Source organism: Bordetella genomosp. 9, assembly GCF_002261425.1.
GTDB lineage: Bacteria > Pseudomonadota > Gammaproteobacteria > Burkholderiales > Burkholderiaceae_B > Bordetella_C.
In genome coordinates this window covers 441,511-465,289 of sequence record NZ_NEVJ01000002.1, presented here as the reverse complement: position 1 = coordinate 465,289, position 23,779 = coordinate 441,511, and the positions used below count along the sequence as shown (strand labels likewise).

Below are 23,779 nucleotides of genomic sequence, written 5' to 3'. Positions count from 1 at the left end.
GATCCTCCTCATATCACCACCTCCGCGGCCAAGGGCGCGTGATCGGACAGATGGGTCCAGGGACGGGTGGCGAGGGCCAGCGGGCGGAAGCGGGCCGTGTTGCGCACGTAGATGCGGTCCAGGCGCAACAGGGGCCAGCGGGCGGGGAAGGTGCGCGCGGCCACGCCCTGCGTGGCGACGAATACCTCCTTCAATCCCGCGCAGCGGCTCAGCTTGCCATGCGCCCGCAGCCGCCAGTCGTTGAAGTCGCCGGCGATGACCACCGGCTCGCCATCCGCGGTATGCCGATCCACACGCTCGCACAACAGATCCAGCTGCTGCTGCCGGTGCTTTTCCTGCAGGCCCAGGTGCACGCAGATCGCATGCAGCCGGCGCTCGCGGTCGGGCGGCTGGATCACGCAATGCAGCAGCCCGCGCTTTTCGTGGTTGCCAACGGAGACATCCATGTTTTCGTAATGCACGATCGGAAATTTGGACAGGACCGCATTGCCATGATGGCCATGCGGATACACCGCGTTTCGACCGTAGGCGAAGTCCTTCCAGATGCTGTCCGCCAGAAACTCGTACTGCGAGGTTTCCGGCCAGCCCTTGAAGCGCGCGGCATGGGCCTCATGCGCGCCCAGCACTTCCTGCAGGAACACGAGGTCCGGCGCCACCGCCCGGACGGCGTCGCGCAACTCCGGCAGGATGAATTTGCGATTGAAGAACGTGAAACCCTTATGGGTGTTCACGGTCAGGACTTTCAGGGCGAGCGGGGCATTCGCAACAGACATACCGTCCCACGGTCGGATTGGGTGTTCCCCGTAGGCAAATAGCGTGCCCGACAGTAAGGGCAAAAAAAACGGTCCCCGCAGGGACCGTTTTCCTATGCCGCACGCAGCCGGGGAGCCGAACCGCCCGCCCGCCCGGCCAGCCGAGCGCGGCCGCGGTGGCGCTGGCGCCCCGGCCGGACCGCTAGGCGGCCGCCTTCACCCCGCTGGTGTCCAGCGCGGCCGGCGTCTTGGCCTTGATTTCCTCCACCGACACCCCGGGCGCCAGCTCGACCAGCTTCAGGCCCTTGGGACCGACTTCCAGCACGCCCAGGTCGGTAATGATCAGGTCCACCACGCCCACGCCCGTCAGCGGCAGGGTGCATTCGGGCAGCAGCTTGAAGTCTTCCGTACCGTCCTTCTTGCGCGCCACGTGGTCCATCAGCACGACCACGCGCCCTACCCCGGCCACCAGGTCCATGGCCCCGCCCATGCCCTTGACCATCTTGCCGGGAATCATCCAGTTGGCCAGGTCGCCTTTTTCGGAGACCTGCATGGCGCCCAGGATGGCCAGGTTGATCTTGCCGCCCCGGATCATGCCGAAGGAGTCGGCCGAAGAAAAAATCGACGATCCCGGCAGCGTCGTCACCGTCTGCTTGCCGGCGTTGATCAGGTCGGCGTCGACCTGGTCGTCGGTCGGGAAAGGCCCGATGCCCAGCAAGCCGTTTTCGGATTGCAGCCAGACCTCGATGCCCGGCGGCACATGGTTGGCGACCAGGGTCGGCATGCCGATGCCCAGGTTCACATAGAAGCCGTCCTGCAGTTCGCGGGCCGCGCGCGCGGCCATTTCGTCACGAGTCCATGCCATGATTGTTTCTCCTCAAGCGGTGCGGACGGTGCGCTGCTCGATGCGCTTTTCCGGATTGGCGTTGACCACGATGCGATGCACGAAGATCCCGGGCAGGTGCACCTGATCCGGATCGATATCGCCGGTATCCAGCAGCTTTTCCACTTCGACGATGGTGACCTTGCCGGCCATCGCCACGTTGGGATTGAAGTTGCGCGCCGTCTTGCGGAAGATCAGGTTGCCGGTGCGATCGGCCGCGTAGGCCTTGACCAGCGATACATCGGGCAACAGCGCACGTTCCATGATGTAGGTCTGGCCGTCGAATTCGCGCGTTTCCTTGCCTTCGGCCACCAGCGTGCCCACGCCGGTACGCGTATAGAAGGCCGGAATGCCGGCGCCGCCGGCGCGCAGCTTTTCGGCCAGCGTGCCCTGGGGCGTGAATTCGAGCTCGAGCTCGCCCGCCAGGTACTGCCGTTCGAATTCCTTGTTTTCGCCAACGTAGGAAGCGATCATCTTGCGGATCTGCCGGGTGGCCAGCAGCTGGCCCAGCCCGAAACCGTCGACGCCGGCGTTATTGCTGATGCATGTCAGGTTCTTGACGCCGGTATCGCGCAGGGCGGCGATCAGGGCTTCAGGAATACCGCACAGGCCGAAGCCTCCAACGGCGATCAATTGGCCGTCCTTGACGACGCCGGCCAGCGCCTCCGCGGCGCTCGCGTAAACCTTGTCCATCGCTCCAGCTCCAGTTTAGGGATTAAGTACCTGCCCGGCCCCCCTATCGGCGGCGCGGGCGGTCGCTGACGTTATGCATCTCGCGACGCGGTCGATTTTACGGGGATCTATCCGGCCTGGGGCGGCCGCAGGATTTCCGCCAGCCTGGACAGGACCTGCGCCGGCCAAGGCTCGGGGCGATTGCCCACGTAGTCCAGCCAGACCAGCACGTTGCGGCCGCGCGCATACGGGCCGCGCGCGTCGCCGACCTTGTCCAGCGTCAGTTCGAATTCGATACTGGATCGGCCGACCCGGGTCAGGGTATGCGTGACCCGCACGGACGCCGGATACGTCAGGGGGCGCAGGAAATCGCAGGATGCGTGGGCCAGGATGGGCCCGGCATCGGCCGGCAGCGTGAGTCCGGCGCCATACAGTATCTGCATGCGCGCTTCTTCCATGAGGCGGAAGTACAGCGTGTTGTTCAGATGGTTGAGGGCGTCGGAGTCGCCCCAGCGCAGGGGCATTTCGACGACGTGGGTGCTGCCGGGGGGGAGTATGGGGGTGTCGGAGGCGGTCATGGAGAGCTGCAATACAATCCGGGGTTGATCCAAATCATACTTCCAGCCCACATCGCATCAGGGGACAAGGCGCATGTCAGATCGGGAATCGATGGAATACGACGTGGTGGTCGTCGGCGGCGGACCCGCCGGCCTGGCCGCCGCCATCCGGCTCAAGCAGCTGGCCGCGGAAAAAAACCATGAAATCGGCGTTTGCGTACTGGAAAAAGGCGCGGAACTGGGCGCCCACATCCTGTCCGGCGCCGTGATGGATCCGAGGGCGCTGACCGAGCTGATTCCCGACTGGAAGGAAAAAGGCGCGCCGCTGAACGTGCCGGTCACGCGGGACAAGTTCATGTTCCTGAGCCAGACCGGCGCCCGCGTCACGCCGCACTTCCTGCTGCCGGACTGCTTCCGCAACGAAGGCAATTACATCGTGCGGCTGGGCGACGTGGTGCGCTGGCTGGGCGAACAGGCCGAAGCCCTGGGCGTGGATATTTTCCCGGGCTTCGCGGCCGCCGGCCTGCTCTACGACGATAAGGGCGCGGTGCGCGGCGTGGTCACCGGCGACATGGGCGTGGCCCGCGACGGCACCCACACCGCCAACTACCAGCCCGGCATGGAACTCCTGGCGCGCTATACGCTGTTCGCCGAAGGCTCGCGCGGCCAGCTGGGCCGGCAGCTGATCGAACGCTTCCGCCTGGACGAAGGCCGGGATCCTCAAAGCTACGGCATCGGCATCAAGGAAATGTGGGAAGTCGATCCGGCCCAGTCCCATCCCGGGCTGGTGGTGCACACGGCCGGCTGGCCCCTGGATTCCGATACCTACGGCGGCTCCTTCCTTTACCACCTGGACAACAACCTGGTGGCCGTGGGCATGGTCGTCGGGCTGGACTACGCGAATCCCTGGCTGTCGCCGTTCGAGGAATTCCAGCGCTACAAGACCCATCCGGCGATCCGCCCCACCTTCGAAGGCGGCAAGCGCATCGCCTATGGCGCGCGGGCGTTGACGGCCGGCGGGCTGCTGTCCCTGCCCAAGCTGGCGTTCCCGGGCGGCGCGCTGGTCGGCTGCGAAGCGGGCTTCCTGAACGCGCCGCGCATCAAGGGCAGCCATGCCGCGATCAAGTCCGGGGCGATGGCCGCGGAAGCCGCCTTCCAGGCCGTGTTGGCCGACCGCCGCCAGGACGTGCTGGCAGCCTATCCGACCGCCTTCGAATCGTCCTGGCTGCGCGAAGAACTGCACAAGGCGCGCAATTTCAAGCAATGGTTCAAGAAGGGCCGCACGCTGGCGACCGTGATGACGGGCATCGAGCAATGGCTGCTCAAGGGGAACTTCCCCTGGACCATCCATCGCACCAAGCCTGACTACGCCTGTCTGCAGCCGGCTTCGCAGTGCGCGCGGATCGATTATCCGAAACCGGATGGCAAGCTGACCTTCGACCGGCTCAGCTCGGTGTTCATTTCCAACACCAACCATGACGAGAACGAACCCGTGCACCTGACGCTGAAGGACCCCAGCGTGCCGGTGGCGGTGAACCTGGCCAAATATGGCGGCCCCGAGGCCCGCTATTGCCCGGCCGCGGTGTACGAGTTCGTCAAGGACGACCACGGCGCCGACCGCCTGCAGATCAACGCGCAGAACTGCGTGCACTGCAAGACCTGCGATATCAAGGATCCCACGCAGAACATCGTGTGGGTAGCGCCCCAGGGCGGCGAAGGCCCCGTCTACAACGGGATGTGATGGACACCGCCACCAGCGCGCCGGGCCGCGACGAACGCATCCTGCTCGTGGGTGGCGGCGACCTGGGGCAGCGTGTGGCGCGACGGCTGCGGGAGCTGCCCGCGCCGCCGGCCCGGATCGTGGCGGTGCGCCGCCATCCTCCCGAGGCCGCCTCCCCCGGCATCGACTGGCTGGCCGCCGACGTCACCCGCCCGGAAACGCTGCGGGCGCTGCCCGCCGACCCCACCCGCGTGGTGGTCGCGCTCAGCCCCGGCCGCCGCGAGGAAACCGCGTATCGCGCCGTATTCATCGAAGGCCTGCGCAATGTGGTCCAGCGACTGGACCAGCGCAGCCTGCGCCGCCTGGTATTCGTCTCCTCATCCGCCGTCTATGGCGATCATGGCGGCGATTGGGTGGATGAAGCCACCCCGCCCGCCCCGCCCGGCATGAACGGCGCCGTGCTGCTGGAAGCCGAACGGTGGCTGCTGGCGCAAGGCCTGCCGGCCACGGTGCTGCGCCTGTCCGGCCTGTACGGCCTCGGGCGCCTGCAACTGCTGGACCGGCTGCGCGCCGGCCAGGCGCGCGTGCCCAGGGATACGCCCCATTGGGCCAACCGCATGCATGCCGACGACGCCGCGGGCGCCATCGCGCACCTCCTGATGCTGCCGGACGCCCAGCCCGTCTACGTGGGCAGCGATGATACCCCGCTGCCCATCGACGTCCTGTACGACCATCTGGCGGACCTGCTCGGCTGCCCACGGCCCGCGGAAGGTCCGCCGCCCGGCGGCATCGGCAGCAAGAAACTGCGCAACGCCCGGCTGCGCGCCAGCGGCTACGAACTGGCCTGGCCGGACTCGCGGGACGGCTACGCCGCCCTGCTGGCCGCGCGATAAGCCCCCAAGAACGTCCGCCGGCCCCCGGCCGCCTATCCGCGTGCCCGCTCCCCTGCCCGCCCGCCTGACTGTCCGCCCTGCCCGCCCGCCTGACTGTCCGCCCTGCCCGCCCGCGTAACTGTGCGCCCTGCCGCGCCACCCGCCCGCGGCCGGTGTTGCGAGAATCCCAAAAGCCGCGCCGCGGTGTCGCCATCCCGCCGTATTGCGCGTATTCTGCCCACACGAAGCGCCGTTACTCCCCTTCTGTTCCGCAACCCCACGACCGCGCCTGCGTGGTCGCACGATAAAAATACGCGGTAGGCCGTTCGCATGCAGCTGTGGTCGATCAGGGAGCACTATGCAGGTCGAGAAACACGCCTCGCGGCCGACAGGGCTGCAAGTCGATCTGGCTCGCCGCATCGCCAGCGACATCATTTCGCACATCCACCAGCCCGGCACGCATCTGTCGGAAGAATCCCTGGCCAAGCGCTACCAGGTGTCCCGCACGCCCGTGCGGGCGGCGCTGAAGCTGCTGGCCGCCGAACGCTTCATCGAAGCGCGGCCCAGCAGCGGCTACTACGTCGGCGAAATCGCCGATGGCAAGACGCCGCCGCTGCTGCAGGCGTCGGGCATGACGGCCGACGAGCTGTACAGCCGGCTGATCCAGGACCGCGCCGATCGCCTGATCCCGGACAGCTTCACGGACCGTGACCTGCAGCAGCGCTACGACGTCACGCGCAGCGTACTGGCCAAGACCCTGGTGAGGCTGAGCGCCGAGGCGCTGATCGAAAAGCGCCAGGGCCACGGCTGGCGCTTTACCCATTCTCTGGCGGAATGCGAAGCGCGGCTGGAAAGCTATCGATTCCGCGCCGCGGTCGAATGCGCCGCCCTGCTGCAGCCTACGTTCAAGGCCGACCCCGCGATACTGCGGCGGCTACGCACCGCCCATGAAGCGGTGCTGCGGGACAGCGCCGTGGCCGACTTGCCGCCCGAGGTGTTCTTCAACTTGAATGCGGATTTCCATGAAACGCTGGCGCGATTCTGCGGCAATCGGTTTTTCCTGCAGGCAATCCAGCAGCAGAACCAGTTGCGCCGGCTCGAGGACCGCAGTGCCTTCGTGCGCAGTTCACCGCGCTTCCTGCCGTCCATCGAATGCCACCTGGCCATCATTCAGGCCCTGGAAGACGATGACCGCGACTGGGCGGCGGCGCTCATGCGCCACCACCTGCTGCGGGTCATGCGAGAGCCCTGACGTCCCGAGCCGGCTCAGGCATCGGCGAAATAGCTCTTGACGGCGGCGATCACGGTGTCGATGTCTTCGCGCGATACATCCATGTGGGTGACCAGCCGGGTCGGGCCGCCGTAGGCGGCCATCATCAGCACCCCGCGCGACCGGGCGTATGCCGTCAGCGCTTCGCAGTGCCGTCCGGGGACATCGATGAACACCATGTTGGTGGACTGGCGCAGCACCTTGAGCTGCCCCACCTGGCGCAGGCCCTCGGCCAGGCGTTCGGCATTGGCATGGTCTTCCGCCAGGCGTTCGACGTGATGGTCCAGCGCATGCAGGCAGGCGGCCGCGAGGATTCCAGCCTGGCGCATGCCGCCGCCCAGCACCTTGCGCCAGCGGGTGGCGGCGGCGATCACGTCACGGCTGCCGGTCAGCACCGAACCCACCGGCGCGCCCAGTCCCTTGGAAAAGCAGATGGAGACGGAATCGAAGGGCCGGCACACCTCGGCCACGTCCAGGCCGGACGCCACGGCGGCATTGAAGACGCGGGCCCCGTCCAGATGCACCGCCAGATCATGGCCCCGGGCAAAGGCGGCGGCTTCCTCCACATAGGCCTGCGGTATGACCTGCCCGTGGAAGGTATTCTCCAGGGCCAGCATGCGGGTGCGGGCGAAGTGCGGATCGCCCTTGGGCTTGATGGCGGCGCGCAGCTTGTCCAGGGGCAGGCTGCCATCCGCCGCGTGTTCGATGGGCTGCGGCTGAACGCTGCCCAGCACGGCCGCGCCGCCGCCTTCGTACTTGTAGGTATGGGCCAACTGTCCCACGAGGTATTCGTCGCCGCGGCCGCAGTGCGCCATGATGGCAGCCAAATTGCTCTGCGTGCCGGACGGAAAGTACAGCGCGGCCTCCTTGCCGGCGCGCGCGGCCACTTCGGCCTGCAGGCGCTGCACGGTGGGATCGTCGCCCATGACATCGTCGCCCACGGGCGCGGCCATCATGGCGGCGCGCATGGCGGCGCTGGGGCGCGTCACGGTGTCGCTGCGCAAATCTATCATCTCAGTTTCCTTTCATGCCGGTATGGGACGCGGCGGCGAGCGGCCCGCCGCGCGCGCGACCACGATCAGGCCGCACAGTATCAGGACCATGCCCACGCCTTCGACGGGCGCGGGCTTTTCGCCGAAGATCGGCCAGGCCAGCAGCGCCGCGATCACGGGGGTGCCCAGGCTGGACATGCCGGCCACCGACGCCGGCACCCGCCGCACGACGATCAGCCACAGCAGCCACCCCGCGGCGGATGCCGCCAGGATGATATACGCCATGCCCCACACCAACTGCGTATTCCAGACCGTGGCGATCTGCGGCACGGCCAGCGCCAAGGGGACCATGGCGACGCCGCCGATGAACATCTGCCAGCCGGTGAAGACGACGATATCGGGCCGATGGCGGTTGAATCCGCGCTTGGCCAGCACCGTGCCCAGGCCCCAGAACAGCCCGCCGGTGATGCCCAGCAGCACGCTCAGGTTATCGCCCACGTGGTTCCAGGGTTCGATGATACAGACCAGGCCCAAGGCGGCCAGCGCGATGCCCAGCCAATGCCGCTGCGTGGGTCTTTCGCCCAGCAGCAGCCAGCCGAACAGCACCACCCAGAAGGGCATGGTGTAGGCCATCAGGGACACCTTGGCCACCCCGCCATGCACCAGCGCGGTCTGCACCACGCCCTGGAAGGCGGCCGTCTGCGTCAGTCCCACGGCCACGGTGTCGCGCCAGGATGGCATGGACAGCCGGCGCCGCGTCGCCAGGGCGACGGCCAGCAGCACGGCGCCGCCGCAGACGTAGCGCACGACCACGAAATCGAAGGGGCCGATATAGGGGACCACCATTTTCATGGCGATCCAGCTGCCCGCCCAGGTCAGGACGGTGATGACCATCAGCGCCCATGCGACGCCGTCGACCGCGCCGTGTCGCGCTTTCATTTTTCCTCACCGGGGCCGGCGCCGTGGCGCCATGGCCCCATGTCGTCGGCTACACCGGCTTTGCCAGTTGCTCCAGGATTTGCGGGTTTTCCAGCGTGGACACGTCCTGCGTGACTTCCTCGCCCTTGGCGACCACGCGCAACAGGCGGCGCATGATCTTGCCCGAACGCGTCTTGGGCAGGTTGTCGCCGAAGCGGATGTCCTTGGGCTTGGCGATGGGACCGATTTCCTTGCCGACCCAGTCGCGCAGCTGGCGCGCGATTTCCGTGGCTTCGGCGCCTTCCGGACGGGCACGCTTGAGCACCACGAAGGCCACCACGGCTTCGCCCGTCGTATCGTCGGGACGTCCCACCACCGCGGCTTCCGCCACCAGGGGATGCGCGACCAGCGCGGACTCGACTTCCATGGTGCCCAGCCGATGGCCGGAAACGTTCAGCACATCGTCGATACGGCCCATGATCCAGAAGTAGCCGTCGGCGTCGCGCTGCGCGCCGTCGCCGGCCAGGTAATAGCCGCGCAGCTCCGACGGGAAATAGCTTTTCTTGAATCGCTCCGGGTCGCCCCAGATATTGCGGATCATCGCGGGCCAGGGTTTCTTGATCACCAGGAAGCCGCCATTGCCGCGATCGACGTCGGCGCCCGTCTCGTCGACGATGGCCGCCGCGACGCCCGGCAGCGGCAGCGTGCACGACCCCGGCTTGGTCGGCGTCGCGCCCGGCAGCGGCGTGATCATGTGGCCGCCGGTTTCCGTCTGCCACCAGGTATCGACGATGGGGCAGCGCTCGTTGCCCACATTCTTGCGATACCACATCCAGGCTTCCGGATTGATGGGTTCGCCGACGGTGCCCAGGATGCGCAGGCTGCCCAGGTCGTAGCGGCTGGGATGCGTATCGGGATTGGCGTCGGCCGCCTTGATCAGGGAACGGATGGCGGTCGGCGCGGTATAGAAGGTGGTCACCTTGTGCCGCGCGATCATGTCCCAGAAGCGGCCGGCGTTCGGATAGGTGGGCACGCCTTCGAACACGACTTGCGTCAAGCCGGCGGCCAGCGGTCCGTAGGCGATGTACGAGTGCCCCGTGATCCAGCCGACGTCGGCGGTGCACCAGTAGACATCGTCGGCGCGCGCGTCGAAGGTCCACTTCACCGTCAGCAAGGCCCACAGCAGATACCCGGCGGAGGCATGCTGCACGCCCTTGGGCTTGCCGGTCGAACCGGAGGTGTACAGGATGAACAGCGGGTGCTCGGCTTCCACCGGCACGGGATCGCAGGTGTCCGGCTGGTCGGCGGCGACGTCGTGCATCCACAGGTCGCGGTCCGCGTTCCAGGCCACCTGGCCGCCGGTGCGGCGGTAGACGATGACCTGCCGCACGGCGTCGCAGCCGCCCATGTTGAAGGCTTCCTCGACGGCGGGCTTCAGGGGAATGACCTTGCCGCCGCGCACCTGCTCGTCGGCCGTGATGACCAGCGACGCGCCGACATCCACGATGCGTTCCTGCAGGCTTTTGGCGGAAAAGCCGCCGAACACCACCGAATGGGTCACGCCCAGGCGCACGCAGGCCTGCATGGCCACCACGGCTTCCACCGACATGGGCATGTAGATGATGGCGCGATCGCCCTTCTTGTAGCCCAGCGATTTCAGGCCGTTGGCGAAGCGGCAGACCCGCGCCAGCAGGTCGGCATAGGTGACCTGCTCCACCTTGCCGTCGTCGCTTTCGAAAATGATGGCGACCTTGCCGGCGTTGCCGTTCTGGACCTGCCTGTCCAGGCAGTTGGCGGAGACATTCAGTTCTCCATCGGCGAACCAGCGGTAGAAAGGCGGGTTGCTGTCGTCCAGCACCTGGGTGAACGGCTTGGTCCAGTCCAGGTTTTCACGCGCCATGCGGGCCCAGAAATTCGTGCTGTCCTGGTCCGCCTCGCGATACAGCTTTTCGTAGGCTTCCATGCTGGGAATGGAGGATCCCTGCGACGCGCGCTGGGGCGGCTGGAATACCCGGTTTTCTACCAGCACGGATTGGATGGCGTTCGACATGGCGGTCTCCTGAAGGCGATACGCGTAGTTCTGTTGTTCTTTGATGCGCGAGTTGGCATGCCTGCGCAAGGATAGCAGCAGCGCCGTTATTCCGTCTTCATTTCGCCTGGGGAATACCCCGTTCGCAGGAACGCGGCGGCCGGCCTGCCCTACCCAGCCGCGTCCCGCGCCATCACACGGCATGGCAGGGCGCGTCCTTGATATCGATGGAGACAGCATGTATTCGATTCCACCCGCCGGCGCCGGCGCCTCGCAGATCCCGCCCGACGGCCTCGATGCCCCGGAGCTGTTGCCGCAGCCGACGCCACCCGGTTCGCCGTGGCGACCCGGCTGGATCATCAGCTACCCGCTGGGGCGCGCCGCGCCGGCCATGCCCAGTTCCGCCGCGCCGGACACGCGCGCCGCGCCCCCGTCCGGCGCCGCTCCGTCGACGCGGCCCGGGCCGGGCCTTGCCCCCTTCCCGCGCGATCCGGAAATCGGCGCCACGCTCGAGCTGCATGTCGCCGGCGACATCCGCCGCAACGAAGAACCGCTGATGGAAGCCCTGGCCATCATCGGCACGACACGGACCGGCGAACTGCTGCTGACGGACCTGTCGCGCACGCTGGCGCGCCACCACATCAAGGTCACGCGCGCCGCGCGCGCGCAACACGCCGGCATGGCGATCGACGCGCATGGCGGACTGCATATGGCGCTTCTCCCCGACACTCTGTTGTCGCACGGCGCCTCGATGCAGGCCCACAGCGGCCGCGAGCCATTTTCGCTCCGCGAGCAGTACGCCTGCGGCCTCTTCGAACTGCTGCTGGGCGCGATGAACCATTTCACGGCGGGTGCGCCGGTTCCCGCCGAACGCGTGCACCTGCACCCGCAAACCATGGCGTTCCGGCAGCAATTACTGGATACGATGCGGCCCGCGGCCCTGGCGCCGGTCGCCGATGCCGCGCTGAACCACTATGCGCAGGTCGGCTTGCGCTTCAATCTGGACGACAACATGGCCGCGTACCGCGATGGTTGCCAGCGCGCGCTGCTGACCTTGCGCGGCGCGCCGCTGGGCGCCCAGTTGCTGAAGGCGCTGGCTGACGTGATCGCCGCCCGTACGTTGAACGTCTACCACGTGGGCCCGGCACGCGATGCCGGGATACTGCTGGGCCCTGACGGCAGCGCGCACTGGTACTACAACGTGGCGGCCATGGCCGCGCAGGGCGCGCTGCTGCAGTACACGGACGACGACCTGACGCAGGACCAGCGCGAAGCCTGCGCCGCCTTCGATATCCTGAGAAAAGCCTGGGAATCGCTGCGCAGGGAAAGCGAGGTGGCGCGGCCCCGCATCGCCGCCGGGCAGCGCCTGGACCTGGATCGGGCGCGGCGCGATTTTCGTGACGACCTGATGGATGTCCAGCGCGGCTATGGCGGGCCCGCCGCCGGTCCGGATGACCGCATGCGGGTCTAGGGTCTAGCGCAGCACCACCAGGCGGTTGGGCAGTTCGTCGCGTTGCGACGTACTGGGCAAATGGCGCGCGAGCAGCGCGCCGCAGCTTTCGATGCAGCCCACGAAACCCTGTATGGTCTGGCCCTGGCGGACCTGACGCGTGAACTCGGCGATGATGGGTTCCCAGGTGGTATCGGGAAGCAGCGCGGTGATGCCGCGATCCACCAGGATCTCCACGTGGCGCTCGGCTTCCGATACGAAGATCAGCATGCCGGTCTCTCCCAGCGTATGGTGCAGGTTCTGCTCCAGGAACTGGCGCCGCGCCAGGTTGGACGCGCGCCAGCGCCTGACGTGGTGCGGGATCAGGCGCGTCGTGATGGCCGGCACGCGAAACAGCAGCGCCAGGACCACGAACACCGCCCATTGCGTGAACAGCAGCTCGTGCGGACCCAGGGCCACGATGCCGTAGTTCAGGATGCCCGGCAGCACCAGCGCGATCAGGCTGGCCCAGAGCAAGGGGATATAGGCGTAGTCATCGGCGCGCTCGGCCAGCACCGTGACAATCTCCGCGTCGGTGTCGCGCTCGACGCGGGCGATGGTCTGCGCCACCCGCTGCAGTTCGGTTTCACTCAGCAGTGTCATGGATTGCCTTTCATACGCGGGACCCCGCGGGGCAGGGATAGGCGACGGATCGAGTAAACGGCCATGGCGCGACGGTGGCTACCAATTGCCCGACGCGCCGCCGCCGCCGAAACTGCCCCCGCCACCCGAGAAACCACCCCCGCCGCCGAAGCCGCCGCCTCCGCCGAAGCCGCCGCCTCCGCCGAAGCCGCCCGAAGAGCCGCGGCTGCCGGCGATGCCGCCCAGGATGGCGCCTGGCAGCACGCCACCCCGGCGCCTGCCGCCCACCCCGCCACCCATGCGCGAGATCACGACGATGACGATGAACAGCAGGATGATGAAGACCGGGATGGACGTCGGCCCGTCGCGCTCCGCCACCACCTGCTGTACCGGCGCGGCATCGGGATCGCCGCTGAGGACCTTCAGCATGGCGGTGGTGCCGTCCAGGATGCCTTTGTTGAAGTCGCCCTGCCGGAAAGCCGGGATGATGATCTGGTTGATGATGGCGGAAGACGCCGCATCAGTCAGCGTGCCTTCCAGGCCGTAGCCGACTTCGATGCGCACCTTGCGGTCGTCGCGCGCGACGATCAGCAGCGCGCCGTTGTCCTTGCCTTTTTCGCCTATGCCCCAGCGCCGGCCCAGCTGGTAGCCGAAGTCCTCGATGGAAACCCCGCGCAGGCTGGGGATCGTCACGACGACGACCTGCTGGCCCGTGGATTTCTCATGCGCGGCCAGCATGTCGGTCAGGCGCGTGCTGGTGGCCGGATTCAGCAGCCCGGCATTGTCCACCACCCTGCCGATCAGCGCCGGCGCCGTGGCGCCGGCCGGTGCGGAAGCCGTGCCGCCGTCGCCCGTGGAAGACGGTGCAGGCGCGGGCGCGGGTCCGGGTGCGGGTGCGGGTGCGGGCGGCGCCGTCGGTGCGGCGGCATCCGTCGAAGGCGATGCCGGCGCGGCGGCGCCCGCAGCGGGCTTGGCCGGCGTCGCCGTGGACGCGGGCTGGGCGCCCGCCGCCAGCGCCGCCGTCGCCACCAGCCAGCACGCCACGCCACGCAGCAGCACGCTTTTGATCATCAGAACTTGACCTTGGGCGCCTGGTCGGCCTGCGGCGCGCTGGCCTTGAACGTTTCGCGCAGCGGCAGATCCCGGTACATGACCATATGCCACAGGCGGCCAGGGAAGGTACGGATCTCGGTGTTGTAGCGCTCGACGGCGGCGATATAGTCGCGCCGCGCCACCGCGATGCGGTTTTCGGTGCCTTCCAGCTGCGACTGCAGCGCCAGGAAATTCTGGTTGGACTTCAGGTCCGGATAGCGTTCCGACACCACCAGCAGGCGGCCCAGCGCGCTGCCCAGCTGCTGCTGCGCCTGGTCGTACTGCTGCAGCTTCTGCGGATCGTCCACGGTACTGGCGTCCACCTGGATGGACGTCGCCTTGGCGCGGGCTTCAACCACCGCGGTCAAGGTGTCCTGCTCCTGCTTGGCATAGCCCTTGACGGTTTCGACCAGGTTGGGGATCAGGTCGGCACGCCGCTGATACTGGTTTTCCACCTGCGCCCAGGCGGCCTTGACCTGCTCGTCCAGGGTGGGGATGGTGTTTACGCCGCAGCCGGCCAGCAGCGACGTCAGCAGCAGCGCCGCCAGCACGCGCCAATGCGGAATAAAGGTTTGCCGGATTTCCATGATCACACCTTGTCCTTGAGCTGAAAGCCATGCGCCAGCGGATCGCGGTCGTCGATGAACAGGGTGTTGTACCCCGTCATCCGCGCCCAGCCTTCGATGGAAGGCACGATGGCGTCCAGGTCGCCGACCCGCGTGCGCGCCTCGACGCGGCCGCGGAACAGCGTGCCGATGATGCTTTCGTGCACGAAATCGCTGCCCACATCCAGTTTGCCCTGCGCGGCCCACTGCGCCATGCGCGCCGACGTGCCGGTGCCGCAGGGCGAGCGGTCTATGGCCTTGTCGCCATAGAACACCGCATTGCGCGCGTGGGCTTCCGGATGCTGCGGCGTGCCCGTCCACAGCACGTGGGACAAGCCATTGATGGCCGGGTTCTCCGGATGGACGAACTCGTACTTCCTGCCGAAGGCTTGCCGCAGGCGGGGGCTCCAGCGCAGCAGATCGGACGGCTGCACATGCTCCAGTCCCGCGAAAGCCTGTTGCGGCGACACGATGGCGTAGAAATTGCCGCCATAGGCGACGTCGGCCTTGACCAGCCCCAGCCCTTCGACTTCCGCTTCCAGCCCCGTGGCGTACAGGAAGGACGGCACGTTGGTGATGCGCACGCTGTTCACGTACGGGCCATCCATTTCGTAGCGGGCTTCCACCAGGCCGGCGGGCGTGTCGATGCGCAGCACGCCCGGCTCGCGCGGCGTCACCAGGCCGCGTTCAAGCGCCATGGTGACCGTGCCGATGGTGCCGTGCCCGCACATCGGCAAGCAGCCCGAGGTCTCGATGAACAGGAAGGCGATGTCGCAGTCCGGCCGCGTGGGCGGATACAGGATCGCGCCCGACATCATGTCGTGCCCACGCGGTTCGAACATCAGGCCGGTGCGTATCCAGTCGTAGTCGCGCAGGAAATGCGCACGCTTTTCGACCATGTTCGCGCCTTGCAGCACCGGCGCGCCGCCCGCGACCATGCGTACGGGGTTGCCGCAGGTATGGCCGTCGACGCAGAAAAAGGTATGGGAAGTCATGACTGTATTGCGTACGGATAGGGTTCGACGATAGTAGCGCCTAGGCCTCGCGTTCGGCCATGCCGCGTTCCAGGTCCACGCGGCGCAGGAGCGCCAGGCCGCCGACGAAGAACAGGCCGGTCACCAGGATCGCCAGGCGATGGTTGCCGTGGGTCACCCAGGTTACCAGCCCATAGGTCAATGGCCCGATGACCGCGGCCAGCTGCACGGCGAACGTCCACAGCGCGAAGAATTCGGCCAGCCTTTTTTCCGGCGCCAGCGCACCGACCATGGCGCGGCCCGCGCTCTGGCTGGTGCCCATGCACAGGCCCGCCAGCGTGGCGGCGATCCAGAACACACCGACCGTGACGGCCGTATAGGCGATCAGCACCATGGCGATCCAGCCGCACAGCGTCATCGCCAGCGCCCGCTTGTGGCCGATGCGGTCCTGCAGATAGCCGAACAGAAAGGCGCCCGCGGCCGCCGCGATATTGACCACGAACACCAGCATCATGATCTGGGCCATCTTGAAGCCCATGGCCTGCTCGGCGTACACCGCCGCCAGCGTGATCACCACCGCGATGCCGGCCTGGTAGCAGGCCACGCACATCAACAGCCGCTTGAATTGCGCGTGATGGCGGCCGATGTCGCGCCAGGCGCGCAGCAGCTGGCCCAGCATGTCGGGACTGGCTTCGGCGCGCTCGCGCGGACGCGCCCGTTCGCGCAGCCACAGGAAGGAAGGCAGCGCCGACAGCGCGAATACGGCGCAGGTCACCGCCACCACCCAGGGCACGAACTGCGGCGCGCTTTCGCCGCGCGCCTGCGCCATCGACACGACCACCAGCGACAGGCCCAGGCTGAGCATGCCGCCGCAATAGCCGAAGCTCCAGCCCCAGCCGGACACCCGGCCCAGCGCGTGGGGCCGTGCCAGCTCGGGCAGAAAAGACGCCACGGCGGACTCGCCCACGCAATAGAAATAGTTGGACACCGCGATGCCGATCAGGGCCGGCCACACGTCGCCAGGCCCTGCCTGGGTCAAGGTCAGCGTGGCCAGGATGCATCCGACGGTGCTGGCGAACAGCAGCTTGCGCTTGGCGCCGCGCGCATCCGCCCGCGCGCCCAGGCTCGGCATGGTCAGCATGATCGCCAGATAGGACACCGACAGCGCGCCGGTCCAGGCCAGCGTGGCCCAGTGGGCGCCGCCGCCCACCACGCCGACGAAATAGGCGCTGAAGACCGTCGTCAGGATGACGGTCGTGTAGCCAGAATTGGCGAAGTCGTACATCGCCCACGACCACACCTCGCGCCGGGTGACGCCGGCGTTCAGGCTGCCCTGCAAGGCCGGTTCGTGGGCGGATGCCTCGCCCGCGGCGCGCGCCGGCGTGGGGGATGCCCGCATGGGATCCTCCGCCGGCCGCTCCGGCGTCCGCGACGAGGTCATAGCCCCAGCGCCGCGATGCCTGCCTTGGCCGTTTCCGCGTCTTCCGACGCCTTCACACCGGACACGCCCACGGCGCCGATCACCTGCCCTTGCGCGACGATGGGCACGCCGCCTTCCAGCAGGCCGATCATGCCGGGCACCGACAGGAAGGCATAGCGCCCGCCGTTGATGCTTTCTTCGTACAGGCGCGATTCGCGCCGGCCGACGGCGGCGGTGTGCGCCTTGGCCGGCGCGATGTTCGCGCTGACCGGCGCGGCGCCGTCCAGCCGCAGCATGCCCAGCAGATGGCCGCCGTCGTCGACGACCGCGATGGACACCGGCCATTGGTTCTTCGCGGCGTGGGCTTCGGCCGCGGCCAGGATTTTCTTGACGTCTTCGACGGTCAGGACGGGCTTGCTGATCATGTCAGGGATTCCTTGATCTTTTCCAGCGCATTCGGATCTTCGATGGTCGGCAGATCGCCCGGGTCCCGGCCTTCGCAGACCGCGACGATCGCCCGCCGCAGCACCTTGCCCGAACGCGTTTTCGGCAAGGCCCCGACGAAACGGATGTGCGCCGGCCGCGCCACCGCGCCCAGCTGCTCTTCGACCACGCGCATCATATCGCCTTCCAGCGCGGCCAAGGCGGCGCCGTCCTCGGGCTCTTTCTTGAGCACCACGAAGGCTTCCGCCACCTGGCCCTTCAGCGCGTCGGCCACGCCCACCACCGCGCATTCGGCGACCTGGGCATGGCTGCTCACCGCTTCCTCGATTTCGCGCGTGCCCAGCCGATGCCCCGCCACGTTGATCACGTCGTCCGTCCGCCCCAGGATGTACCAGTAGCCGTCTTCGTCCACGATGCCCCAGTCGAAGGTCGAATACACCTGCCGGCCCGGGATGGATTCGAAATAGGTGCGCACGAAGCGGTCGTCGTCGCCCCAGATCGTCGTCATGGCCCCCGGCGGCAGCGGCGGCACGATGGCCACCACGCCCTTCTCCCCCGGCCCCAGGTCCTCGCCGGTGGTTTCGCTGACCACCCTGGCGTCGAAGCCATAGCAGGGGAAGGAAGGACTGCCGAAGCGGGTCGGCACCCGTTCCACGCCCGGCTGCCCGGACAGGATGGGCCAGCCGCTTTCCGTCTGCCAGTAGTTGTCGATCACGGGCTTGCCCAGGCCTTCGCCTATCCAGCGCGCGGTCGGCTCGTCCAGCGGTTCCCCGGCCAGGTAGATCGCGCGCAGGGACGAGACGTCATGCCGGCGCAGGAGTTCCGGATCCTGCCGCTTCAGCACGCGCACCGCCGTCGGCGCCGAAAACAGGGTGTTCACCTTGTAGCGTTCGATCAGCCGCCACAGGATGGCGCCATCGGGACGCACCGGCGTGCCCTCGTAAAGCACGGTGGTCTGGCCGCCAATCAGGGGCCCGTAGACGATATAGGAATGGCCCACGACCCAGCCGATGTCGCTGGTGCAGAAGAAGGTTTCGCCCGGCTTGCCGTCGAAGATGTATTCCATCGAGGCCGCCAGCGCCACCGCGTAGCCGCCGATGTCGCGCTGCACGCCCTTCGGCTTGCCGGTGGTGCCGGAGGTGTACAGGATATAGCTGGGCGCATCCGACGGCATCCAGGCCACCGGCACCCGCGCGCCGGCATGGCGCGCGCGCAAGGCGGCATAGTCGTGTTCGCGCGGATCGCGGCCGGCCGGGCTTTCCTTGCCGCCGCCCAGCCCGCGATCCAGCAGGATGACGGCCCGCGGCTGCGCGGCGCTCATCGCCAGGGCCTTGTCCAGCAGCGGCTTGTAGGGCGTCACCTTGCCGCCGCGCGACCCGGCGTCGGCCGAGACGATGACCTTGGGCTGGGCGTCGTCGATGCGCTGCGCCAGATTGTGCGAGGCAAACCCTCCGAACACCACCGAATGCACTGCGCCCAGCCGAGCGGCCGCTAGCATCATGAACACCGCTTCCGGCACCATGGGCATGTAGATCAGGACCCGGTCGCCTGGCTCGACGCCCTGCTCGCGCAGCATCGCGGCCGCCACGTTGACCTCGTCGAACAGCTGCTGGCGCGTATAGATCCTTTCTTCATCCACCTCGGTGGACACCCAGATCAGCGCCTGTCTATCGGCCTGAAGGGGGAGCCAGCGATCCACGGCGTTGAAGCAGAGATTGGTGCGGCCGCCCACGAACCAACGGGCAAAAGGGGGCCGGCTGAAGTCCAGCACGGTTTCCGGTGGCACATCCCAATGGATCCGGCCTGACTCCCTGTGCCAAAATGTTTCTGGATGATGAATGGACGAGTAGTGGAAAACCCGGGTTTTTCGCATCGCTGTCTCCTGTTATCTTGCAGTTGTTGCAGATTTTGACGATGTTTACGAACTGTCCGAGTCTGCACGATGGGAAGTTGCAACGCTGGCGCCAGTCGCCGCGCACGCCCCCATCTCCGCAGCGCGCTCTTTCGAGATTTTTATCGCCGATTCTATCCGTCCGATGTGGTGCGCCAAAGCGCGCGCGGGATGAGGTCTGGCGTATACGCTGCCCGTGATGGAGCTATACGCAAGTTTTGGTAGAATCGCCCCTCAGAAATTTCCTAAACGGCGGTCGTCCGTCGTCTTCCAGGCAGGGTCATTCCTGCCTTCAAGCGAACAATGCAACGATACGACTACCGCACGCTATCCTTTTTTCATTTTCTAGCCATGCAGGGGCGCGCCCTGCGCATCGGCGGCATTATGGCCGCCATGGCCATCCTGGCGGGCTGCGCCAACACCGGCGCCACGCGCGACACCGCCTACACCGGCTTTGACCAGGACGCCTACGACGCCGCCTGGACCACCGCCGACGCCGACGATCCCATAGGCATGCTGCTGGCGCAGAAACTGCGCCGCGGCGGCAGCCGCACCGCCAGCTATCCCGGCAGCAGCGCTGCCACCGACAACACCATGCTCGCGGGCGAAGCGCTGAACTACCTTGGCATCCGCTACCGCTCCGGCGGCGGTACGCCCAGCACCGGTTTCGATTGCAGCGGCCTGGTCGGCTACGTCGCCGAACAATCGCTGGGTCTGAAGCTGCCGCGCACCGCGGCCGAAATGTTCCAGGTCGGCATGCCGGTGGCGCGCAACGACCTGCAGGTCGGCGACCTGGTGTTCTTCAACACCATGGGCCGCCGCTACTCCCACGTCGGCATCTATCTGGGCGAAGACCGCTTCGTGCATTCGCCCAGCAAGGGCGGCGTGGTCCGCATCGAGCGCATGGACATGGCTTACTGGAGCGCGCGCTACAACGGCGCCCGCCGCATCGACACGACGCTGGTGGCATCGGCCCGCGCGCAACGCTAAGCGCACTTATCCCAAAGACATGCCTGCATGGGCCCCGATCGGGGCCCATGTTCGTTTCAGCGATTTCAGCGGTTTCAGCGGGCCGCGAGATCCCGCGCCACGGCCGCGATCACCGGGTCCCATCGCCCCGGCGCGGGCTGGCGATACAGGGACATGGCCGGATACCACGGCGTATCGCGCCGATCTGACAACCAGCGCCAGTCCGGCATATGCGCAAGCAGCAGCGACACCGGGCATCCCAAGGCGCCGGCCAGATGCGCCGGCGCGGTATCGACTGAAACGACATGATCCAGGCAAGCGATGGCGGCCATGGTCTCGCCGAAGTCGCCCAAGGCCCCGCCGGCGTTGACCAGCGGCGCCATGCCGCGATAGCCGTCGATCTCCCGCTGCGCGGGCCCGAGCTGCAACGCCACCAGCGCCACGTCCGGCAGGTTCGCCAGCGGCGCCAACTGTTCCAGTCGCAGCGAACGCCTGGCATCGTGCCGGTGCGTGGGGCGGCCGGCCCACACCAGCCCGATGCGCCGGTAGCGGCCGGGTATCAGCTCGTCCAATCCCTTGCGCCAGGCGGCCACCCGCGCCGGATCCGCCGACAGATACGCGGCGGCCGACGGTATGGTCTCCAGCACGGTGCGGAAGCGCATGGGCAGGCCCGACAGCGGGCACCATGCAGCGAAGTCCCCGACCTCATTCCAGCGGGTCACGCAGCGCGCGCCCGCCGCGAGTTGCGTGACGATGGGCAGCATTTCGGGGCTGCAGGCGACCGTCACGTTCGCGCAGCACGACATGACCGCGGGGATGTAGCGGCAGAACTGGATCACGTCGCCATAGCCCTGGTCCGCCACCAGCACCAGGGTGCCATGGGCCATGGGCGCGCCGTCCCACAGGGGTTGACCCGCGACGATCGGCAGGGGCGGCGGCACGCCGGGCAGCGCGAATCGCCATTCGTATTCCGGCCAGCCTTCTTCCAGCCGGCCGGACAGCAGCAGCGCTTCGGCAAGATCCAGATGCGCCGACGCATCGCGCGGATCGCGCGCCACCCTGCGACGGCACTGCTCGATCAGGGCGTCCAGCGCGAGTGGAACCGATTGCGTGCTGCCTGGTATGCCCGGCATGGAAATGCGTCGTCAGAATCGATAGTTGGCCGACAACATGTAGCGCTGAGCGAAAGTATTGCCGGGGCTGGACGTGTATCGTAGCTCAGCGCCACGTCCCGCTATTCATCCCGGCGCGGCCAGGCTGGACGCTCGAATCGATATCCGCTGGAGATCGATTTCAAGCACTGGCAGAGCGAGGCCCTCTAAGATGCCGCGCGCCCACACAGCCCGCACTGCGTCAGCGCCTGCTGCATGCTGCAGACCGACCGGCGGCAGGCCACCACGCGGATGCCCGAACGCTGCGCGGATTGGCGGAAGGTTTTCATTACGTTGTGACCGAGGAAATCGGTCAGCAGGATGACGAGCTGGGTACCCGAAGGCAGCGCCAGCCCGCGCTTCTGGTGCGAAGGGTCGCGGCCGCTGATGTGATGCGTGATCGCGATATTGTGCCCTTTCAGCAGATCCGGAATATTGCCCAGCCGGTCCGCGCCCACCACCACTGCGCTAAGTGCCGTCGACATGACAGACCTCGTTGCGTCGTTGATCGTGGGTTAATGATAATGATTCTTGTTTTTTAGGGCAAGTAAATGAGATGGATTCGCATTTAATTTTGCTATCGGGCTTACTTGTCGTATAGCTTTGCGGCGCGCGCCGCCTGCGCCAGACCGCGGCGGCGTCGCGCGGCAACGCCCTACTTCTGCTCGCCCTGAACCGCCTCCAGTACGACCTGACGGTTCAGCGCCGGCGTCAGCATCTCGATGAAGGTGTAGACGTAGTCGCGCAGGAACACGCCCGCCTTGAGCCCCACCCGCGTCGTGTGCGTGCCGAACAGGTGTCCCACGGGCAAGCCCACCAGGTTGCTGTCACGGCGCGGGTCATAGGCCACGCCGGCGATGATGCCGATGCCCAGCCCGACGTCGACATAGGTCTTGATCACGTCGGCGTCGATGGCTTCCAGCACGATGTCCGGATGCACGCCCTGCGAGGCGAACACCTCGTCGATGGTGGTCCGGCCGGTGAACGCCCGGTCGTAGGTGACCAGGGGATAGGCGGCCAGCTGCTGCAGCGTCAGTCGCTTCGCTTCGCTGGAAGTCAATTCCGCCAGCGGATGGTCCGGCCGCACCACCACCGTGTGCTCCCAGGTGTAGCAGGGCAGCGTCGCCAGGCCGGGCGTCAAGGCCAGCGATTCGGTCGCGATGGCAAGATCGGCCTGTTCGTGCAGCACCATTTCCGCCAGCTGCCCGGGACTGCCTTCCGCCAGCGACAGGTGCACTTTGGGAAACTGCCGACGAAAAGCCGGGATCACGCGCGGCAACAGGTAGCGCGCCTGCGTGTGCGTGCAGGCGATGATCAAGCCGCCTTCGTCGCGGCGCGCGAATTCGTCGCTGACCTTCTTCAGGTTATCGACTTCGCGCATGATGCGATCGATGACCTGCGACACCGCCAGACCCGGCTTGGTCAGGCCCTTGATGCGCTTGCCATGGCGTTCGAAGATCTTGATCCCGAGTTCGTCCTCGAACTCGATGATGGCCTTGGACACACCGGGCTGCGATGTGTACAGCATGCGCGCGGCTTCCGTCAGGTTGAAGTCGCGGCGTATGGTCTCGCGCACGAAGCGGAACTGTTGCAGGTTCATGTAGCGGATCCCGTTGGAGGAATCCAATTATAAGTAATAAAGATATATTTCTAAATTACTTAAACGTCTATGCTTCTGCCCTACGGCAGGAACACGGCTACTTGATCTCGTTGATATACAGATGGTTCTCGGTGCTGGCGCGGCGCACCGAATAAATCACGGGCGCGCCAGCCTGGTCGAACGCCACGTCCTCGATGCCGAGGACGGCGGAAGGATGCTCCAGTTCGAGCAGTTCGCGGTCTTCTTCGTTGGCAATATCCGCGGTCAACAACTCCCTGACCGCCGTCACGCGGACGCCGTACCGCTCCAGGAAAAAAATATGCAGGCGGCCCGGCACTTTTTCGGGCGTCATCGGAAAGTCGGGCGTCCGCCGCACATCGAAAAAGTACGTGTCGTGGATGACGGGCCTTCCGTCGACCACCCGCACACGATGCAGGCGCACGACCGGTGTGCCGCTGGCGATCTGCAGCTTCTGGGCCGCGCGCTCATCGGCCGGCTGGATACCCACGCTCACCACGCGGGGCTGCGAATGCTGCAGGGATTCATCCTTGCCATGCAGCCGGAAATACTGGAAGTAATACGCCAGGTTGTGGTGATGCGTGCGGCTGGTGACGACCGTGCCGATGCCGCGCCGGCGCGACACCAGGCCTTCCCTGACTAGTTCCAGCAAGGCATGCCGCACCGTCCCGACCGCCACCCCGAGGTCCTTGGCCAACGCGACTTCCGCCGGCAGGACTGTTCCCGGCCCCCAGTCGCCAAACAGGATTTTCTGTGACAGCTGGCGCTTGACGATCTCGTACAGCGGCGTGGCGGCGCTGTCATCCAGCCGATCCAGGGTGGACGGTGGGGCGGGCTCTGAAGCGCGGGTAAGCGTACGTGCCATGGGCGCAGTGGTCA

Annotated in this window: 23 protein-coding genes; 5 read left to right on the top strand and 18 right to left on the bottom strand. The window is 66.9% G+C overall.

The features are described 5' to 3' along the window. Nucleotides 1–8: 8 nt before the first annotated feature. From CAL26_RS08120 to CAL26_RS08105, 4 genes are all read right to left on the bottom strand, one after another. Entirely contained in the window at nucleotides 9–773 is a 765-nt protein-coding gene (locus CAL26_RS08120) for an endonuclease/exonuclease/phosphatase family protein (protein ID WP_094846404.1), read from the bottom strand. A gap of 181 nt (nucleotides 774–954) precedes the next feature. Next, entirely contained in the window at nucleotides 955–1,617 is a 663-nt protein-coding gene (locus tag CAL26_RS08115) for a CoA transferase subunit B (protein WP_094846403.1), read from the bottom strand. A 12-nt stretch (nucleotides 1,618–1,629) separates the two neighbouring features. Beyond that, on the bottom strand, nucleotides 1,630–2,328 hold the full coding sequence (locus tag CAL26_RS08110) for a CoA transferase subunit A (RefSeq protein WP_094846402.1): 699 nt from the start codon (nucleotides 2,326–2,328) through the stop codon (nucleotides 1,630–1,632). A 107-nt stretch (nucleotides 2,329–2,435) separates the two neighbouring features. Beyond that, nucleotides 2,436–2,885, bottom strand: coding sequence for an acyl-CoA thioesterase (locus tag CAL26_RS08105; protein WP_094846401.1), 450 nt, complete (start codon nucleotides 2,883–2,885; stop codon nucleotides 2,436–2,438). Nucleotides 2,886–2,958: 73 nt separating this feature from the next. On the opposite strand from CAL26_RS08105, the gene CAL26_RS08100 reads away from it, so the two are divergent. The 3 genes from CAL26_RS08100 (at nucleotide 2,959) to CAL26_RS08090 (ending at nucleotide 6,708) form a co-directional block, all read left to right on the top strand. After that, nucleotides 2,959–4,605, top strand: a complete 1,647-nt coding sequence (locus tag CAL26_RS08100) for an electron transfer flavoprotein-ubiquinone oxidoreductase (RefSeq protein ID WP_179283293.1) — start codon at nucleotides 2,959–2,961, stop codon at nucleotides 4,603–4,605. Beyond that, complete coding sequence (locus CAL26_RS08095; RefSeq protein ID WP_094846399.1) at nucleotides 4,605–5,477, top strand: NAD-dependent epimerase/dehydratase family protein; 873 nt, start codon at nucleotides 4,605–4,607, stop codon at nucleotides 5,475–5,477. The genes CAL26_RS08100 and CAL26_RS08095 overlap by 1 nt, the downstream gene beginning before the upstream one ends. 337 nt (nucleotides 5,478–5,814) lie before the next feature. Further along, a complete protein-coding gene (locus tag CAL26_RS08090) occupies nucleotides 5,815–6,708 on the top strand; it encodes a GntR family transcriptional regulator (RefSeq protein ID WP_094846398.1) in 894 nt (297 codons plus the stop codon). 14 nt (nucleotides 6,709–6,722) lie between these two features. Here CAL26_RS08090 and ltaE read toward each other — a convergent pair whose 3' ends face one another. Genes ltaE through acs form a run of 3 tightly spaced genes read right to left on the bottom strand, consistent with a single transcriptional unit; the run spans nucleotide 6,723 to nucleotide 10,686 of the window. Continuing rightward, on the bottom strand, nucleotides 6,723–7,739 hold the full coding sequence (gene ltaE, locus CAL26_RS08085; protein ID WP_094846397.1) for a low-specificity L-threonine aldolase: 1,017 nt from the start codon (nucleotides 7,737–7,739) through the stop codon (nucleotides 6,723–6,725). A gap of 12 nt (nucleotides 7,740–7,751) precedes the next feature. Further along, nucleotides 7,752–8,657 carry a DMT family transporter gene (locus tag CAL26_RS08080; protein WP_256988190.1) on the bottom strand — a complete coding sequence of 302 codons (906 nt, stop codon included), beginning with the start codon at nucleotides 8,655–8,657 and terminating at the stop codon, nucleotides 7,752–7,754. 49 nt (nucleotides 8,658–8,706) lie between these two features. After that, nucleotides 8,707–10,686, bottom strand: a complete 1,980-nt coding sequence (gene acs / locus CAL26_RS08075) for an acetate--CoA ligase (RefSeq protein ID WP_094846986.1) — start codon at nucleotides 10,684–10,686, stop codon at nucleotides 8,707–8,709. A 217-nt stretch (nucleotides 10,687–10,903) separates the two neighbouring features. Here acs and CAL26_RS08070 point away from each other — a divergent pair, with 217 nt between their 5' ends. Continuing rightward, nucleotides 10,904–12,136, top strand: coding sequence for a hypothetical protein (locus tag CAL26_RS08070; protein WP_094846396.1), 1,233 nt, complete (start codon nucleotides 10,904–10,906; stop codon nucleotides 12,134–12,136). Nucleotides 12,137–12,139: 3 nt separating this feature from the next. On the opposite strand, the gene CAL26_RS08065 is transcribed toward CAL26_RS08070, so the two are convergent. The 7 genes from CAL26_RS08065 to CAL26_RS08035 all read right to left on the bottom strand — a co-directional run bounded on the left by CAL26_RS08065 (nucleotide 12,140) and on the right by CAL26_RS08035 (nucleotide 19,144). Continuing rightward, on the bottom strand, nucleotides 12,140–12,757 hold the full coding sequence (locus CAL26_RS08065; RefSeq protein ID WP_094846395.1) for a TPM domain-containing protein: 618 nt from the start codon (nucleotides 12,755–12,757) through the stop codon (nucleotides 12,140–12,142). Nucleotides 12,758–12,835: 78 nt separating this feature from the next. After that, a complete protein-coding gene (locus CAL26_RS08060; RefSeq protein WP_094846394.1) occupies nucleotides 12,836–13,807 on the bottom strand; it encodes a TPM domain-containing protein in 972 nt (323 codons plus the stop codon). Then, a complete protein-coding gene (locus CAL26_RS08055; protein ID WP_094846985.1) occupies nucleotides 13,807–14,415 on the bottom strand; it encodes a LemA family protein in 609 nt (202 codons plus the stop codon). Before CAL26_RS08055 ends, CAL26_RS08060 begins: the two co-directional genes overlap by 1 nt. Nucleotides 14,416–14,417: 2 nt before the next feature. After that, nucleotides 14,418–15,428, bottom strand: coding sequence for a 4-hydroxyproline epimerase (locus CAL26_RS08050; protein WP_094846393.1), 1,011 nt, complete (start codon nucleotides 15,426–15,428; stop codon nucleotides 14,418–14,420). 40 nt (nucleotides 15,429–15,468) lie between these two features. After that, a complete protein-coding gene (locus CAL26_RS08045; RefSeq protein WP_094846984.1) occupies nucleotides 15,469–16,806 on the bottom strand; it encodes an MFS transporter in 1,338 nt (445 codons plus the stop codon). A gap of 38 nt (nucleotides 16,807–16,844) precedes the next feature. Next, nucleotides 16,845–17,252 carry a GlcG/HbpS family heme-binding protein gene (locus CAL26_RS08040; protein ID WP_094846392.1) on the bottom strand — a complete coding sequence of 136 codons (408 nt, stop codon included), beginning with the start codon at nucleotides 17,250–17,252 and terminating at the stop codon, nucleotides 16,845–16,847. Then, a complete protein-coding gene (locus tag CAL26_RS08035; protein WP_094846391.1) occupies nucleotides 17,249–19,144 on the bottom strand; it encodes a propionate--CoA ligase in 1,896 nt (631 codons plus the stop codon). The genes CAL26_RS08040 and CAL26_RS08035 overlap by 4 nt, the downstream gene beginning before the upstream one ends. A gap of 321 nt (nucleotides 19,145–19,465) precedes the next feature. Between CAL26_RS08035 and CAL26_RS08030 the strand changes: the two genes are divergently transcribed. Then, on the top strand, nucleotides 19,466–20,152 hold the full coding sequence (locus tag CAL26_RS08030) for a C40 family peptidase (protein WP_094846390.1): 687 nt from the start codon (nucleotides 19,466–19,468) through the stop codon (nucleotides 20,150–20,152). Nucleotides 20,153–20,226: 74 nt separating this feature from the next. On the opposite strand, the gene CAL26_RS08025 is transcribed toward CAL26_RS08030, so the two are convergent. From CAL26_RS08025 to CAL26_RS08010, 4 genes are all read right to left on the bottom strand, one after another. Further along, the gene (locus CAL26_RS08025) at nucleotides 20,227–21,264 is read right to left on the bottom strand and encodes a glycosyltransferase family 9 protein (RefSeq protein WP_094846389.1); all 1,038 of its coding nucleotides are present in this window, start codon (nucleotides 21,262–21,264) and stop codon (nucleotides 20,227–20,229) included. Nucleotides 21,265–21,449: 185 nt separating this feature from the next. Then, entirely contained in the window at nucleotides 21,450–21,767 is a 318-nt protein-coding gene (locus CAL26_RS08020) for a DUF2325 domain-containing protein (protein ID WP_094846388.1), read from the bottom strand. A 170-nt stretch (nucleotides 21,768–21,937) separates the two neighbouring features. Next, complete coding sequence (locus CAL26_RS08015; RefSeq protein WP_094846387.1) at nucleotides 21,938–22,882, bottom strand: CysB family HTH-type transcriptional regulator; 945 nt, start codon at nucleotides 22,880–22,882, stop codon at nucleotides 21,938–21,940. 97 nt (nucleotides 22,883–22,979) lie between these two features. Further along, nucleotides 22,980–23,765, bottom strand: a complete 786-nt coding sequence (locus CAL26_RS08010; protein WP_094846386.1) for a GntR family transcriptional regulator — start codon at nucleotides 23,763–23,765, stop codon at nucleotides 22,980–22,982. Nucleotides 23,766–23,779 lie beyond the last annotated feature (14 nt).